The 15,750-nt window shown below is 62.6% G+C and carries 14 protein-coding genes; 8 read left to right on the top strand and 6 right to left on the bottom strand.

Annotated features, from left to right (window positions below):
* Positions 1–104: 104 nt before the first annotated feature.
* From OHD62_RS03820 to OHD62_RS03840, 5 genes are all read right to left on the bottom strand, one after another.
* Entirely contained in the window at positions 105–830 is a 726-nt protein-coding gene (locus tag OHD62_RS03820) for an ABC transporter ATP-binding protein (RefSeq protein ID WP_263781059.1), read from the bottom strand.
* On the bottom strand, positions 827–1,618 hold the full coding sequence (locus OHD62_RS03825; RefSeq protein ID WP_263781060.1) for an ABC transporter ATP-binding protein: 792 nt from the start codon (positions 1,616–1,618) through the stop codon (positions 827–829). Before OHD62_RS03825 ends, OHD62_RS03820 begins: the two co-directional genes overlap by 4 nt.
* Positions 1,615–2,541, bottom strand: a complete 927-nt coding sequence (locus OHD62_RS03830; RefSeq protein WP_263781062.1) for a branched-chain amino acid ABC transporter permease — start codon at positions 2,539–2,541, stop codon at positions 1,615–1,617. The genes OHD62_RS03825 and OHD62_RS03830 overlap by 4 nt, the downstream gene beginning before the upstream one ends.
* On the bottom strand, positions 2,538–3,407 hold the full coding sequence (locus tag OHD62_RS03835; protein ID WP_263781064.1) for a branched-chain amino acid ABC transporter permease: 870 nt from the start codon (positions 3,405–3,407) through the stop codon (positions 2,538–2,540). Before OHD62_RS03835 ends, OHD62_RS03830 begins: the two co-directional genes overlap by 4 nt.
* Positions 3,408–3,557: 150 nt before the next feature.
* The gene (locus tag OHD62_RS03840) at positions 3,558–4,805 is read right to left on the bottom strand and encodes an ABC transporter substrate-binding protein (RefSeq protein ID WP_263781065.1); all 1,248 of its coding nucleotides are present in this window, start codon (positions 4,803–4,805) and stop codon (positions 3,558–3,560) included.
* A gap of 391 nt (positions 4,806–5,196) precedes the next feature.
* On the opposite strand from OHD62_RS03840, the gene OHD62_RS03845 reads away from it, so the two are divergent.
* The 4 genes from OHD62_RS03845 to OHD62_RS03860 all read left to right on the top strand — a co-directional run bounded on the left by OHD62_RS03845 (position 5,197) and on the right by OHD62_RS03860 (position 11,302).
* Positions 5,197–8,073: an ATP-binding protein gene (locus OHD62_RS03845; RefSeq protein ID WP_263781066.1), complete on the top strand. Its 2,877-nt coding sequence runs from the start codon at positions 5,197–5,199 to the stop codon at positions 8,071–8,073.
* Between the two features lie 392 nt (positions 8,074–8,465).
* On the top strand, positions 8,466–9,068 hold the full coding sequence (locus OHD62_RS03850; RefSeq protein WP_263781067.1) for an ANTAR domain-containing response regulator: 603 nt from the start codon (positions 8,466–8,468) through the stop codon (positions 9,066–9,068).
* On the top strand, positions 9,065–10,306 hold the full coding sequence (locus OHD62_RS03855; protein WP_263781068.1) for a CmpA/NrtA family ABC transporter substrate-binding protein: 1,242 nt from the start codon (positions 9,065–9,067) through the stop codon (positions 10,304–10,306). Before OHD62_RS03850 ends, OHD62_RS03855 begins: the two co-directional genes overlap by 4 nt.
* Positions 10,307–10,411: 105 nt before the next feature.
* Positions 10,412–11,302: an adenylate/guanylate cyclase domain-containing protein gene (locus OHD62_RS03860; RefSeq protein WP_263781069.1), complete on the top strand. Its 891-nt coding sequence runs from the start codon at positions 10,412–10,414 to the stop codon at positions 11,300–11,302.
* Positions 11,303–11,900: 598 nt separating this feature from the next.
* Here the strand turns inward: OHD62_RS03860 and OHD62_RS03865 are convergent.
* Positions 11,901–12,032 carry a hypothetical protein gene (locus OHD62_RS03865; protein WP_263781070.1) on the bottom strand — a complete coding sequence of 44 codons (132 nt, stop codon included), beginning with the start codon at positions 12,030–12,032 and terminating at the stop codon, positions 11,901–11,903.
* Between OHD62_RS03865 and OHD62_RS03870 the strand changes: the two genes are divergently transcribed.
* The 4 genes from OHD62_RS03870 to OHD62_RS03885 all read left to right on the top strand — a co-directional run bounded on the left by OHD62_RS03870 (position 12,019) and on the right by OHD62_RS03885 (position 15,739).
* Positions 12,019–13,335 (top strand): CmpA/NrtA family ABC transporter substrate-binding protein, encoded by a 1,317-nt coding sequence (locus OHD62_RS03870; protein WP_263781071.1) that lies wholly within the window; start codon positions 12,019–12,021, stop codon positions 13,333–13,335. The genes OHD62_RS03865 and OHD62_RS03870 overlap by 14 nt on opposite strands.
* A gap of 110 nt (positions 13,336–13,445) precedes the next feature.
* Entirely contained in the window at positions 13,446–14,342 is an 897-nt protein-coding gene (ntrB, locus tag OHD62_RS03875) for a nitrate ABC transporter permease (RefSeq protein ID WP_263781072.1), read from the top strand.
* Between the two features lie 10 nt (positions 14,343–14,352).
* Positions 14,353–15,150, top strand: coding sequence for an ABC transporter ATP-binding protein (locus OHD62_RS03880; RefSeq protein WP_263781073.1), 798 nt, complete (start codon positions 14,353–14,355; stop codon positions 15,148–15,150).
* 397 nt (positions 15,151–15,547) lie between these two features.
* Positions 15,548–15,739: a hypothetical protein gene (locus OHD62_RS03885; protein ID WP_263781075.1), complete on the top strand. Its 192-nt coding sequence runs from the start codon at positions 15,548–15,550 to the stop codon at positions 15,737–15,739.
* Positions 15,740–15,750: the final 11 nt, after the last annotated feature.

Below are 15,750 nucleotides of genomic sequence, written 5' to 3' on the forward strand. Positions count from 1 at the left end.
AGCCTCATCGAAGTCGATGTCGACCAAGCCAGGATCAGCCCGGAAACCGCCGTCCGCCGCTTTTGCGGGATCGCCATTGATCGCAAGGCGGTTCCCACCAGGCCTCACGCATGCAGACCTCCAAGATAGAGTTCGGCGATCCTGGTGTCGCGAGCCAGTGCCGGACCAGCGCCCTCATAGGTGTTGCGCCCGAGGTCGAGTGCGTAACCGCGATGCGACATCGCCAGCGCCCTGCTGGCGTTCTGCTCGACCATCAAGATCGTCACCCCCGATTGGTTGATGGCCGATACCTGCTCGAACATAAGGTCGACAAACTGTGGAGCGAGTCCGGCCGTGGGCTCGTCCAGAAGCAGCACCGTCGGCTGCGGTATCAGCGCCCGCGCCATGGCGAGCATCTGCCGCTCGCCGCCCGACAGGTTACCCGCAAGCTGCCGGCGACGCTCTCTCAGGCGCGGGAAGAGCGCGTACATAGCCTCCATGCGCGGCCGCAATGGCAGGTCGCGCCGGGACGTCAACCCGATCTCGAGATTCTCCTCGACGGGAAGCGCCTCGAACACGTTTTCGCGCTGCGGCACGTAGCCCAGCCCGTGTCCAACGATGGCGCTCGGCCGCAACCCGGCTATGTCTAGCGACCCGAGGGTTACGCTGCCGCTTTTGGGGGCCAGCAACCCCATGATGGTCTTGAGCAGCGTCGACTTGCCTGCCCCATTCGCGCCAACGACCGTGACGATCTCGTTGTTGGCCACCGTGATGCTGACGCCGTTCAGGATGTCGACCTGCGGCACATAGCCCGCGACGAGAGCAGAGGTCGAAAGGACAGCGTTCGTCACGGCACCCTTTCTCCCGCAAGGCCACCCAGATAGGCCTCGACCACCATGGAATCAGCGCGGATCTCCGCGGGCGTCCCAGTTGCAATGACGCGCCCTTGCGCCATCACGACAACCTTGTCGGCGCGGCTCATCACCGCATCCATGTCGTGCTCGACAAAGAGGAAGGTCGTACCCCGCTCCTGCCGCAAAATCGCGATTCGGTCGAGGATGCTGCGGCCGAGCCTCGGACTGACGCCAGCCATGGGCTCGTCGAGCAGAACGATCGATGACTCGGTCATCAGCGCCCGGGCGATCTCGAGAAGCTTGCGCTCACCGCCAGAGAGGGAGCCGGCATAGTCCGCCGCCTTGAGCCGCAATCCGAACGTCTCCAGAAGCTCTTCCGCGGCGAGGCGGGCGCGGGCTTCCCTCTGTCTGGCGAGTCGCGGGCTGGCCAGCAACGACGGGATATGCTCGCCGGGTTGACGGGGTGCAGCCAGCAGCATGTTGTCGAGTACCGAGATGCCGGCAAGCACCCGTGTGAGCTGAAAGGTGCGCACAAGCCCCAGGCGCGCGATCTGATGTGGCGCCATTCCGGCGATGCTCCGGTTCGCAAGGCGGATTGCGCCGGCATCCAGCCGCGCAAAGCCGCTCAGCAGATCGAGCATCGTCGTCTTGCCCGCGCCGTTCGGTCCGATCAGCGCCGTGATCGAGCCGCGTGCCACGTCGAAACTTGCGCCGGCAACGGCGCGCAATCCGTCAAAGTGCTTCACCGCATCGCGCACCTCAAGAATGGGCGTCGGTGCGCTCATGGCTCCGCCCTCAGCTCGTTGCGGTTGCCGAGAATGCCCTGCGGCCTCAGACGGCTGAGCAGGATCAGGGAAAGCCCGACTATGACGAAGCGCAAAGACGACTGTTGGCCGGCCGACAGCGACGTCTCCATCAGACGCGTGCCCTCAAGGAGAACCCAAAAGATGATGCTGCCCAGAGCGACACCCGTATAACTGCCCAAGCCGCCAAGCACCAGGATCGCGTAGCCGAAGAAGGTAAAGGTCGGGTCGAAAACGGTCGGATAGAGGTACGTGATATTGAGCGAGACGAAGAATCCAGCAATCGCCGCCAGCGCGGCGGCTATACCCAGCGACTGCAGCTTGTAAGAAAACGTGTTCTTGCCTAGCGCCGCCGTGGCATCCTCATCCTCACGGATGCCGCGCAGCACCCGTGCCCAGGGCGTGCGCTGCAGGAGCTCCATTGTCACCAGCAGGACGAGGAAGGTTGCCCATATCGCCAGGAGCAGGGGCAGCTGGGTGTAAGCATCGAGCTCGACGGAAGCGAGCTTCGAAAGCGCCCATTCGTTGACGGAGCGCCAATCGTCGTCGAAACCAATCAAGCCTTGGTTGCCGCCGGAAAACTCGGCGTTCTGCAAGGTATAGCGGACGATTTCGGCGAAGCCGATCGTAGCGATCGCGAAATGGTGGGAGCGCAGCCTCAGCGCCGATATGCCGACCAACATGCCTGCCGCGACGGCCAGCGCCACGGCAAGCAGGAAGGCCAGCCAGAGCGGCAGGCCCCAGCTGACCACGAAGATGCCGACGCTATAGGCGCCGATCGCCATGAAGCCCGCCTGGCCAAAGTTCAGCAGGCCGGTAAAGCCGGCGTTGAGCTGCAGGCCCAGCGTGAATATGCCGTATATGCCGGCGAGCACGCCGACATTGATCCAGAAATCGACGCTCACGATCGTCGTCTCGTTCGGCCGAATATGCCCTGCGGCATAAAAAGCAGCATCAGAATTAGCAGCGTGAAGCCGACCACCGGCTTCCAGCGCGCGTTGAAAAGCAGGGTCGACCATTCCTGCGAGAGGCCGATAACAATGCCCCCAACCAGGGCGCCGTAGGCGTTGCCGATGCCGCCGAGTATGGTCGCAGCAAACAGGCCGAGCAGCAGCGTGATGCCGAAATTCGGATTGAAGCTGCCAATCGCTGTCGCATAGAGGACGCCCGCCAATCCGGCGAGGCAACCAGAGATAGTCCAGGTTATGTCGATGATCCGGCTGGTGTTGATGCCGGACACCTCGGCCAGTGCACGGTTGTCGGCGAGGGCGCGCATCTCCTTGCCAATGTTGGTGTAACGCAATGCCAGGCCAACGATCACCATTGCGACGAGGCCGACCACAAAGGCCACTGCCTGCAGCGTGCCCATGCGCAGCGGGCCAAAGGCAATGGATGTCACGACGTTGGCACCGAGCGTTCTCACCTGGCTGCCGGCGAAGAACTGGATGGTGGAGCGGATGACCAGCCCCAAGCCGATGGCGGAAAGAAAGAGCTGGAGCGTGCCGGCGCCGGCCCTGCGCAGCGGACGCCACACCAGCTTTTCGGTAGCCAGCGCGAGCGCTGCAGTTCCGGTCACCGCAAGCAGCATCCCCAGCGGCAGAGGCACGCCGAGCCAGGCAAGCAGGATCGTAAGATAGGCACCTGAGACCATCAGGTCGCCATGCGCGAAGTTCACAACTTTGAGCATGCCGAAGACCAATGTCAGGCCGATGGCCCCCAGCCCGATATAGCCGCCGGCGACGAAACCGTTGAGGGTGGCTTGCGCGGCCATTGTTGGGCCGAAGACCGCTATCAACCCACAGAGAATGGCCACCAGAACCAGCAGGAGGATGACCGGACGCGGCAGTCTCGCGAAACGCGGGGGCTGCGTGGAATCTTCGATTGCTGCCTCCCCGGTTTCAACCAAAGTAGCCACCGAATCCTACTTCACGTTGACCTGTTCGACAGTGACCTGCTTGCCGTCCCGATACTGGAAGACGTCGTAGAAGCCGGTCGTGAGATCGCCGTTCGGAGCGAAGCGGAACGAGCCCGATACGCCGACGTAGTCGATGGGCTCGCCGCTTGCGGCTGCATCAACCGCGTCGGCCAGGTTTTCAATGGTGAACTGGCGCGCGCCCTCCTGGCTCACGGTGCGCACCTTGTCGCGGATGGCGCCAGGCTCGGTCGAGCCAGCCGCGACCGCCGAAAGGAAGCACAGGATGCCGGCATCGAAGGTGTTGGCCGTATAAGAGCCGTTTTCTGCGCCACCGGCCTCATCCCAAAGCTTGTTGAACAGAGCGTAGGCCCCCGTCCCCCTCGGCGAGCTGCCGGCAACGCCGAACGCGCCGTTGATCGACTCGACCGGAATTGTCCCTGGTACCTTGGCGAACGATAGAGTGTCGGCTACGAACAACTTCCTGGGATCAAATTTTCCGGTTCGCACCAGGGCGGCGCCAAGCTTCGCGTAGGTTTCAGGGTAATCGATTACTACATAGGCGTCGGGATTGTCGGCCAGCGCCTGGCCGGCTTCCGAATCGAAGGTCTCCTGCTGCGGATCGAAGGAGACGGTGGTCAGCACCTTGCCGCCCCTGCCTTCCCAATCCTTGGTGAATGTCTTGGACAGGGCATCGCCGTAAGGTTCGTTGCGAAAGATGATTGCGACGTTCTTGCCCTTGCCGGCATGGTTCTCGATCGCCAGCACCAGGGCCTTGGATTGGAGATCGGCGGCGGCCACAGTGCGAAAAATGGTGCCGTCATCCTTGACGGCTCGCAATCTCGTGCTCGACGCTTGCGGCCAGAGCGTGATCTTGCGCTGCAACGTGATGCCGTTGAGGACGGAGATCGCTTCAGGTGTCGTCGCCGGTCCCAAGATGCAGGACGCGTTCTTGTCGACCAGCGTGCGAGCTGCAGACAAAGCGGCCTGCGGATCGCCCTGGGAATCCGCCGCGACGAAGGTGACCGTGGCGGGGATCCCGGCGTCCTTTGCCGCCTGGTTCGCCACCTGCACGGCGAGCGTTGCCGCCTTTTCTATCGACGGTCCCGTTTCCGACAGCGGACCGGTCGATTCGAGCAAGGCCCCGATCGTCAGATCGAGCGACTGCGCCTGCGCTGACGCCGTGCCCATCAAAAGCGCGAGAATGGACACCACGGACCAACTCGCCGAAATCGAACGCTTGCAGAGCAGGCTCATCAAGAATCCCTCACGCCCAAAAGGCATTGACTGACGTACTGATTGCTCGGCGGTAAAGTGCGGATCCTCGGAGTCGATTTCCCGGAAGTCAATGGGAACTACCGAGAGGATCATCGACCCATCCGCCCCATCGTCGGCGGTAATCGCGCGTCGTGTCCCGGAACGCGTGACCATGTCGTGAACCCCCGCCTTCGACGACGGGGCAATCTCGATGAGGTTCCATTTCCGAGCATGCCTGTCGAAATTCTGCCGGGCCATCGGCCAGCACCCCAAAACTGGTGTCGACTATGCTTTAGCGGAGGGGTCGATCTGTGTTAAGAGTTGTAAAGGGATGTAAAGGGGAGGGATCGCGACCTTCTGGCATGGATTGCGGATGGTTGGGGCGGTAATCATGGCAAGTGAGGGCGAAGCCGGCCATGGGGAAATCTTGTTCTTCGGCCCATTCCGCTTGACTGTCGTAGAGCGATCGCTCGTCAAGGATGGTGTGGCGATCGCCATCGGTGGCCGAGCTCTCGACATTCTGATTGCGTTGACCCGTCGGCCTGGGGAGGTCTTGAGCGGACAAGAGTTGATCGATCTCGTTTGGCCGGACGTCTTCGTCGAGAACGCCAATCTTCGCGTGCACATCGCCGCCCTGCGCAAGGCCTTGGGAGACGGCACAGACGGATCCCGATACATCGTCAATGTTCCTGGCAGGGGCTACACCTTCGTTGCACCAATTCACCGCTCGATTGCAGAGGGCGACCTCCTGCTCGCCACCCCCGTCAGTCCTCCGGGGCCTCAGGGTCTCCCGGCGCCCAGGCAACTGCTGTTCGGCCGGAGTGAGACCGTCACCAAATTGTCCTCAATGCTCTTGTCGCGGCGCTTTGTCAGCGTGGTCGGTCCAGGCGGCATAGGTAAGACGACGGTAGCCGTGGCGGTCGCCCACGCGCTAGGTCAGGAGTTCGGCGACAATTCGGTCTGCTTTGTCGATCTTGGTTCGCTTACCGACCCAACAGTCGTTTCGGGCGCCGTCGCGTCGGCACTCGGCTGCTTTGTTCAGGGGCCAGATCCAGAGCCGTCAATCCTGGCCTTTCTGGCTGACAAGGAAATCCTGATTGTTCTGGACAGTTGCGAGCACGTGATCGAGGCCGTCGCGCCGTTGACCGAGCGGCTCTTTCGCCGAGCGCCATCGGTGCATCTGTTGACGACAAGCCGTGAGGCGTTGCGCGTTGAAGGCGAGAACGTGCATTTGCTCATGCCTCTTGATTGTCCGTCCGACGATGCGTCTTCTGCGGCCGAGGCGCTTGCTTCGCCGGCGGTACAGCTCTTCATGGAAAGGGCGGCAGCCAGTGGCTACCGAGCCAACCTCGGCGACTCCGAAGCCCTGATCGTTGCGAGCCTCTGCCGTCGACTCGACGGGCTTGCGCTGGCTATCGAACTCGCGGCCAGCCGCGTCGGCACCTATGGAATCCAGGGAACCGCAGATCTCCTCGACGACGGCGCCAAGCTTCTGCTGCAAGGCCGACGCAGCGCTTTGCCTCGGCATCAAACACTTCAAGCCATGCTCGACTGGAGCTTCCGCCTGTTGTCAGCATACGAGCAGAAAGTCCTTTGCAGACTATCCGTGTTTGTTGGCCAGTTCGCGCTGGAGGCAGCGCATTCGGTTGCAGGAGAAGCCGACGGCACGACACAGACAGTCACCAACGCTATCGTAAGCCTCGCGGACAAATCCCTCGTGCGGATCTCTGCTGAAAATGGATCGGCCTATTTCCGGCTTCTGGATACGACGCGCGCCTATGCCGCCGCACGACTCGCTGAAAGCGGCGAGGCCGAAATAGTCGCAAGGCGCCACGCACGCTATTTCACCGATTTTCTCAAGGCGCAGCAAACTCCAGAATTGGTTTCTCATGGCCGCAACGCAGCTGCTTATGCTCCGCACATGGGTAACATCCGCCAAGCGCTGGCATGGAGTTTTTCTCGCTCGGGTGACCTTTCCATCGGCGTTGAGCTCGCTGCCCACGCGGCCCCGCTGTTTCTGGCTGTCTTTTCGCTACTCGCCGAGTGTCAGGAATGGTGTCGGCGAGCCCTCGATGCGCTGCACGAGACTGACCGCGGGACGCCACGAGAACTGGAGCTCCAGAAGGCTTTGGCGCTGTCGTCCATGTACCTGTGGGACAACAGCGAAGAGGTCAGGGCTGCGATCGAGCACGGCATAGAGCTTTCCGAGGCTCTGCAGGATAGGCGGCATCAACATTACCTACTTGTCGGGCTCAATGTTTTTCTCACGCGTCGAGGCGATTTCAGCGGCGCCCTGGCGGTCGCCAAACGAAGCGCCGCTGTTGCCGAGAGCTCGGGCGGTGCGGCGCAAAAGGTCTTGGCCGAATGGATGCTGGGTGCATCATACCACCTGACTGGCGATCAAGCGGCTGCACTGCTCCATTGCGAGCTCGGCCTCAAGCTCGCGTCGGATGTCACTCCCGCGCAACTGAACTTCTTTGGTTACGACTACAACGTTCGAGGGCTCGCATATCTTGCCCGATCTCTATGGCTGCGCGGTTTCCTGGATCAGGGCTATAAAGTCGCACGTGAGGGGATCAATAGGGTGGAGGGCTTCAGTCACCCCGTCTTGTATTGCTCTGTTCTTCTCGATTCTATCCCGGTTATCCATTGGAGCGGCGACCTCAAAGGAGCGGCAGAGTACACTGAACGCGCAATCACATACGCCACCAGATATTCCCTCGACCCCCATCGGGCAGTCGGCCTGGCGCTGAAAGGCGAACTAATCGTCGCAAGCGGTGATCCGACATCGGGCGTCGAAATCTTGCAGGAGGCGCTGAAGATAATGGGCGCCAATCGGTACCAGGTGACAACTTTGGCGACGTGGCGCGCATTGGCTGAAGGACTAGCCCGCTCCGGAAGGTTGGACGAAGCTCTCGCCACGATCAACGAGGCCGTGAGGCGCGCGGAGCAGGTCAGCGGGGCATTGTTGTGGCTGCCCGACTTACTGAGAGCCAGAGGCGAGATCCTGCTGGCACAAATGCGGCCAGATCTGCTGGCAGCCGAAGAGTCGCTGCTCCGCTCGATTGAGCATGCCAGGAAGCAGTCCGCCCAGAGTTGGGAACTGAAAGCTGCGATCCCCCTGGCGCGCATGTGGGGCGAGCACGGGCGGAGCAACCGGGCTCGCTCGATGCTTGACGACATCTGCCAGCGGTTCACAGAGGGTTTTGGAAGCCAGGATCTTGTCTCTGCGCGCCAGCTTCTCGATAGACTGAGATCGATTGACTGAACTCGGCAGACCGGACCGCGGCCGAGCGGCTCGAACTCGGCAGCGGCTGCCGTGTCGCTGCGGATCATATACCACCACACCACGGCACCTCTGGGGTTGAGGCAAGCGACGTTGGAATAACTGCCATGGGCACCCTGGGGGTATCCCGTCGCCAGCGTATTGCCGGGCACGAAGACCGAGAAACCCGGCAGCTCGCGGCGCATGTCGGCCGCATAGCGCTGCGGCGGGCCGTTGACGATCCGGAACTGGCAATGCGCGAGTGCACCGGCGCGGCCCAATCAGTGTTGTCCTTGGCATGGTCGTGGGCAGAAAGGCTCTGATTTCCGAGCGACGTGCGGCCGTCAGTCATCATACCGCATTGCACAATCCCCTCGTCTGGGCAAAATGCAGGCATGGTCCGAACCTCACTCGCCGTTCTGGTGATCGACGAAAACCGCATCCGCGCCTCGATCATCGAGGCCGGGCTGCGCGAGGCCGGCCATGAGCGCGTCACTGTCATCCACGACGTGACCGGCATTGCGCGGCGCATCGCCGAGATTGAGCCTGACGTCATCGTCATCGATCTCGAAAACCCTAATCGCGACATGCTGGAGAACATGTTCCAGCTGTCGCGCGCGGTGAAGCGGCCGATCGCCATGTTCGTCGACCGCTCCGACCGGGCCTCGATCGAGGCGGCGGTCGATGCCGGCGTGTCGGCCTATGTCGTCGATGGGCTGCGGCAAGAGCGCGTCAAGCCGATCCTCGACATGGCGGTCAGCCGTTTCAACGCCTTCTCGCGCATGGCGCGCGAGCTGGAGGAGGCGCGCAGCGAGCTGGAGAACCGCAAGGTCATCGACCGCGCCAAGGGCATATTGATGAAGTCGCGCGGCTTGAGCGAAGAGGCCGCCTACACCCTGCTGCGTAAGACGGCGATGAACCAGAACCGCAAGATCAGCGACATCGCCCAAAGCTTGGTGACCGCCGCCGGGCTGCTTGGGCCGTCGGAGGACGAATGAGCATGACGCACCAGATCACCGCCGGCTTCATGCCACTCTTCGACAGCGCCGTGCTGGTCGCTGCCGGCGAGATGGGCTTTGCCGCGCGCGAGGGCGTTGATCTCACACTGCACCGCGAGACCTCCTGGGCCAACATCCGCGACCGCATCGCCATCGGCCATTTCGATGTCGCCCACATGCTGGGGCCGATGCCGCTCGCCTGCAGTCTGGGTCTGACGCCGCTTGCCTCGCAGACCATCGTGCCGTTCTCGCTCGGCCTCGGCGGCAATTGCGTCACCGTCTCCAACGCCGTCTGGGACGGCATGGCAGCGCATGGCGCTGCGCCTGACCTCGATCCGGCGCCCGCCGGGACTGCCCTCGGCGCGTTGATCCGCGAGCGGGCAGCCGCCGGCCGCGAGCCTTTGCGCTTCGCCGTGGTGCATCCGCATTCGGGGCACAATTACGAACTGCGCTACTGGCTCGCCGCCTGCGGCATCGATCCGGAGCGGCAGATCGAGATCGTCATCGTGCCGCCGCCTTTCATGGCCGATGCTTTAGCCGCCGGCCGCATCGACGGCTATTGCGTCGGCGAACCCTGGAACAGCGCCGCGGTCGCTGCCGGCACCGGCCATATCGCCACCGTCAAGGCGCTGCTCTGGCGCAACAGCCCGGAAAAGGTGATCGGCGCGCGCAAGACTTGGGCCGAGGAAAATCCGGAGGCGCTGGCGGCGCTGCTCAGGGCGCTGCATCACTCCGCCCGCTGGTGCCAGGATTCGGCCAACCGCGACGAGCTGGCAGCGTTGATGGCCGAGGCCCGCTTTCTCGGGCAGCCCGCGAAAATCCAAATGCCGGTCCTGACCGGCTATCTGCAGCTTGGCGGCGGCGCGGCGCGGACGGTCGAGGATTTCTTCGTGCCCTTCGACAAGGCCGCGAACTTTCCCTGGAAGAGCCATGCGCTGTGGTTCTACACCCAGATGGTGCGCTGGGGGCAACTGGCGCACACGCCTGAAAACCTCGCCATCGCCCGCGACTGCTATAGGCCGGACCTCTACCGCGCGGCCCTGAAGCCGCTCGGCGTCGCGCTGCCTGGCGCCAACGCCAAGGTCGAGGGCGCGCTGAAGGCCGCGACCCCTGTCGGTTCGGCAGGCGCAAGCCTGGTGCTTGGTCCCGATGGTTTCTTCGACGGCCAGATCTTCGATCCAGACCGGATCGAAGACTATGTCGCCGGGCAGAAACCAGGTGGTTCCTTGGCGCAGTAGTTCCGACGTGCCGGGGTGGCGGATCGCCCAGGCGCGCAATTAGATAAGTTAAAGGCAACTTTGGTGTGTTATATACACTGAGTTCTCGGTGCGGATACGAGATCGATGGATCAGGAAAGACTTCTAGCCGCAGTCCTCTTAGCTGATGTCGTGGGCAGCACGCCCCTCTACGAGCGCATCGGCGACGATGCGGCTCTGCAGCAGGTCTCGGATTGCCTGGACGCGATGCGTGAGATCGTCGCTCGGCACGGTGGTGACTTCATTTACTCGAAAGGCGATGACGTACTCAGTCTGTTCGAGAGCTCGGAGGCGGCGCTGAGGGCCGTCTGCCAGATCAGCTGCCAACTGACGGAAGGGCCGTTGAGCGCCCGTATCGGATTGCATTTCGGGGCGGTCATTCGCGCGCGGGGCGCGGTATTCGGCGACGTTGTCAATGTCACCGCAAGGTTGTCCACCACGGCCAACCCCGGGGAGGTCCTGATCAGCCAGAGCTTCTTCGAAGCCCTTTCCGCGGGGAGCCGCAGTGGCTTGCGGCTGCTCGACAAAATGGCCTTCAAGGGGAAGCAAGAACTCTTCGATGTCTATACTCTGAGGAGCGACGATGGGGCCCTCAGTACGCGCATCGCCAGCCGGGGCACCATTATCGATAGGCGCTCCGCCCCGCCGCCGCAGATCAATCTGGTCATCCGCTATGAAGATCAGTTGCGATTCTGCCGACACAACGAATTCGTGACCATCGGCCGATCTCCGGAATGCAATATCGTCGTCCAGCGGCCCTGGGTCTCAAGGCACCACGCGACCTTCACCATTTCGAATGGCAAGGCCCGGCTTGTCGAGCGAAGCTCGTCGGGCACATTTGTGTCGATGGGACCCGACCATGAAGTATTTGTGCGCCGCGAAGACATTCTCCTCTTCGGCTCCGGCGTCATCTCGCCTGGACGTAGATCGTCCCTCGGCGACGCCCAGGTTCTTCACTACGAAATTGTCTTAAACTGACCGGCTGGACTCGTTAGCCGTTGGGATGGCGCTTCAGCGACCTTGAACCTCCTGGGGCGAAGCAAGGAACGAAGCGACGCGGCGCAGACCCCAGGATCCATGCTGCGACTTCGAAGTGTTGCGACGGTGCGGAATTCTGTTCCGCCGCGCTCTTCGGCCCAGGTCACGGCCTGGATCCCAGGGTCTTCGCGACGGAGCTTCGCTCCTTGCTTCGCGCCTGGGATGACGAAGTTGGGTGGGCTTCGGGCAATCTCGAACGTTCGCGATGAGCCAGCCAAACGAACGATGAAATCTTGGCCACCAACAGGTGCTCAAACTGTCAAGATCACAGTGTCGAGAACCCAGTTCTGCAGGCCTGATCATTTTCGCGCCATTCTTGTGCATTGCACAAAAATTATGCGTGCAACTGCGCTAATGAACAATCTTTGGCTTGCTCGCCCAGCGGGCCAGCGCGCCGACGATTGTGGCATGCCGTTGATCTCATTGATGTTTGCCATCCATTCCGAAACTGGCACGGTTCCTGCTTTGCAATAGGCAGACTCTTCTCGGAGTCACGGAACAGGCGTCCAATGGCGGGCGCTACAGGCAAAGCTGCCGCTCAGGTCAAAACGCGATCCCGGATGGACGGACGCGCGGCCTGGCCGGCGGCTTTTTTGTTTTGACCGAACACGCAATCGACGGCGCTGATCCCAAGCAGTGCCCAACGGGAGACGACGATGACGAAACGCATCAAGATTGAAGCCCCTCTCGAGGGCATGACCCGCCGCAATTTTCTGATGGCAAGTGCTGCCACAGCGGCAACCCTGGCGGCCGCGCGTGCGCTGCTGCCCTCTGGCGCCTATGCGGCTACTGCCGCCCCGGAAGTGACCGGCGCCAAGCTCGGCTTCATTGCGCTGACCGATGCCGCTCCGCTGATGATCGCCAAGGAGAAGGGGCTGTTCGAAAAATTCGGCATGCCCGATGTCGAGGTGCTCAAGCAGGCCTCCTGGGGCGCGACGCGCGACAATCTGATGCTCGGCGGCGAAGCCAATGGCATCGACGGCGCCCACATCCTGACGCCGATGCCGTACCTGATGCATACCGGCAAGGTGACGCAGAACAACCAGCCGCTGCCGATGGCGCTGGTGGCGCGGCTGAACTACGACTGCCAGGCCATTTCGGTCGCGCAGGAATATGCCGGCACCGGCGTCGGCCTCGACGCGTCCAAGCTGAAAGACGCGTTCGCGGCCAAGAAGGCCGAAGGCAAGGAGGTGAAGGCCGCCATGACCTTCCCGGGTGGCACCCATGATTTGTGGCTGCGCTACTGGCTGGCCGCCGGCGGTATCGACCCGGACAAGGATGTCTCCACCATCGTCGTGCCGCCGCCGCAGATGGTCGCCAACATGAAGGTTGGCAACATGGATGTGTTCTGCGTCGGCGAGCCGTGGAACGAGCAGCTCGTCCACCAGGGCGTCGGCTTCACCGCAGCCACCACAGGCGAATTGTGGAAGGGCCATCCGGAAAAGGCGCTCGGCCTGCGCGCCGAATTCATCGAGAAATACCCGAACGCCACCAAGGCGATCCTGATGGCGGTCATGGAAGCCCAGCAATGGTGCGAGGCCATGGAAAACAAGGACGAGATGGCCGCCATCATCGGCAAGCGGCAATGGATGAACGTGCCTGTCGCCGATATCATCGGCCGCCTCAAGGGCGACATCAATTACGGCAATGGCCGCGTCGCCACAGGCACCGACCTCTATATGAAGTTCTGGAAGGGCGGCGTCTCCTATCCCTATAAGAGCCACGACAGCTGGTTTCTGGCCGAGAACATCCGCTGGGGCAAGTTCGCGCCGACCACCGACATCAAGGCGCTGGTCGATCAGGTCAACCGCGAGGACCTGTGGCGCGAGGCGGCAAAAGACCTCGGCATCGCGGCAAGCGACATTCCTGCGTCCTCGTCGCGCGGCGTCGAGACCTTCTTCGACGGCAAGACCTTCGATCCGGCGAACCCGTCGGCCTATCTCGACAGCCTGAAGATCAAGGCATCGGCTTAAGCGCAAACGGCGCATTGCGCCGTTTGTCGCTCCCCGCGCAAACGTCGCCCCCGCGCAACGGCACTCGCGCCGTTGTCGCTCAGAACCGACCCACGGAGTTTTGCGAAGATATGTCCATCCAAACCATCGAGGACACCAAAGTGAAAGCGTTCCCTTCGCCGGACAAACCAGCTGAGGTCATTGCCTTCACCGCCAAGGCGAGACGCCGCTTCGACCCGGTCGTGATCGCCGGAAAGCTGGCGAGCGCACTGGTACCGCCTGCGATCGTCATCGCCCTCATGCTCGTCGTCTGGCAGATCGCCTGTTCGTCGCCCACCGCCAGCCTGCCACCGCCGAGCCAGGTGTGGAACGAGGCCTACGATCTGATTGCCCACCCGTTCTTCGACAATGGCCCGCAGGATATCGGGCTGGCGTGGCGGGTGCTGATCTCGCTGCAGCGCGTCGCCATCGGCTTTGGCCTGGCGGCCATCGTCGGCGTCGCGCTTGGCGCGCTGGTCGGCCAGTCGGTATGGGCGATGCGTGGCCTCGATCCGGTATTCCAGATCCTGCGCACCGTGCCGCCGCTGGCCTGGCTGCCGCTGTCGCTGGCGGCGTTCCGCGACTCCAGCCCGTCGGCGATCTTCGTCATCTTCATCACCTCGATCTGGCCGGTGATCATCAACACCGCCGTCGGCGTTCGCAACATCCCCGAAGACTACCGCAACGTCTCCCGTATCCTGCGGCTCAACCAGTTCGAGTTCTTCCTGAAGATCATGGTGCCGGCCGCGGCGCCCTACATCTTCACCGGCCTCAGGATCGGCATCGGCCTGTCCTGGCTTGCCATCGTCGCCGCCGAGATGCTGACCGGCGGCGTCGGCATCGGCTTCTTCATCTGGGACGCCTGGAACTCGTCCAGGCTGCCCGACATCATCGTCGCGCTCGCCTATATCGGCGTCACCGGCTTCTGCCTGGACCGCCTGGTCGCGGCGGTCGGCGCCATCGTCACCCGCGGCACCACGGCAAAGTGAGGAGAGGACGATGACGGCCTATCTGAAACTCGACCATATCGACAAATCCTTCGCTCGCGGCGGCCAGGTCAGCGAGGTGCTCAGGGATATCAGGCTCACCATCGAAAAGGGTGAATTCGTCTCGATCATCGGCCATTCCGGCTGCGGCAAGTCGACCTTGCTCAACCTGATCGCCGGGCTGACCAAGGTTTCCGCTGGCGCCGTGCTGCTCGAGGACAAGGAGGTCGACAGCCCCGGTCCCGAACGCGCCGTGGTGTTCCAGAACCATAGCCTGCTGCCGTGGCTCACCGTCTACGACAACATCAATCTGGCGGTGTCGAAAGTGCTCGGTTCGACCAAGACCAAGGCCGAGCGGCACGACTGGATCATGCGCAACCTCGACCTCGTGCAGATGGCGCATGCCAGGGACAAGCGGCCCGCCGAGATTTCGGGCGGCATGAAGCAGCGCGTCGGCATTGCGCGCGCGCTGGCCATGGAGCCGAAGATCCTGCTGCTCGACGAGCCTTTCGGCGCTCTCGACGCGCTGACCCGCGCCCATCTGCAGGACGCGGTCATGGACATCCACTCACGGCTCGGCTCGACGACGATCATGATCACCCATGATGTCGACGAGGCGGTGCTGCTCTCCGACCGTATCGTCATGATGACCAACGGCCCGGCGGCGACCATCGGCGAGGTGCTTGCCGTGCCGCTCGCCCGGCCGCGCCGCCGCGTCGAACTCTCTTCCGACCGCACCTTCCTGCGGTGCCGCGAGGCGGTGTTGAAGTTCCTCTACGAACGCCACCGCTTCGTCGAAGCCGCGGAGTAAGGCCAAGACCGCAAAACGCGTCATCATCGACAGTTGGCAATCTGCATCGGCAATGGGCAGTCTGCCGCATTGCACAAATATTATGCTGCTGTGCAAGGCATTCTGACTAATCTTTGATCCGCTGCCGGGCTTGGTCAAAAATCGCACGGCTGCGGTTCACATTGATTTCATTCGATAATCTAGAGCGCTGTCGAATTGGCACGCTTCCTGCTTTTCAGAATGTAGGTCCGCAAGGGCCAAGTGACACGGCGTCCAATGGCGGGCGCCACAGGCAAAGCTGCCGCTCAGGTCAATACGCGATCCCGGATGGACGGACGCGCGAAGACCTGGCCGGTGGCTTTTTTGTTTTACGCGATCGACGGCGCTGGTCCCAAGCGGCGCCCAACCGGAGACGGCGATGACGAAACGGATCGGAACTGGCGCGTCCCTCGCGGACTTCACACGCCGCGATTTTCTGGCCAGCAGCGCGCTGACGGCGGCGCTGTTCACCGCCGCGTTCCTGCTGTTTCCCGTCGGGGCCAAGACGGAAAGCAAGGACCTGACCGTGGCGAGCCCGGTCTCGTTGCACGCACCGATGCCGCGCCGCTGATCATTCACCCA

It is taken from the genome of Mesorhizobium sp. YC-39, from assembly GCF_025753795.1.
Lineage (GTDB): Bacteria > Pseudomonadota > Alphaproteobacteria > Rhizobiales > Rhizobiaceae > Mesorhizobium.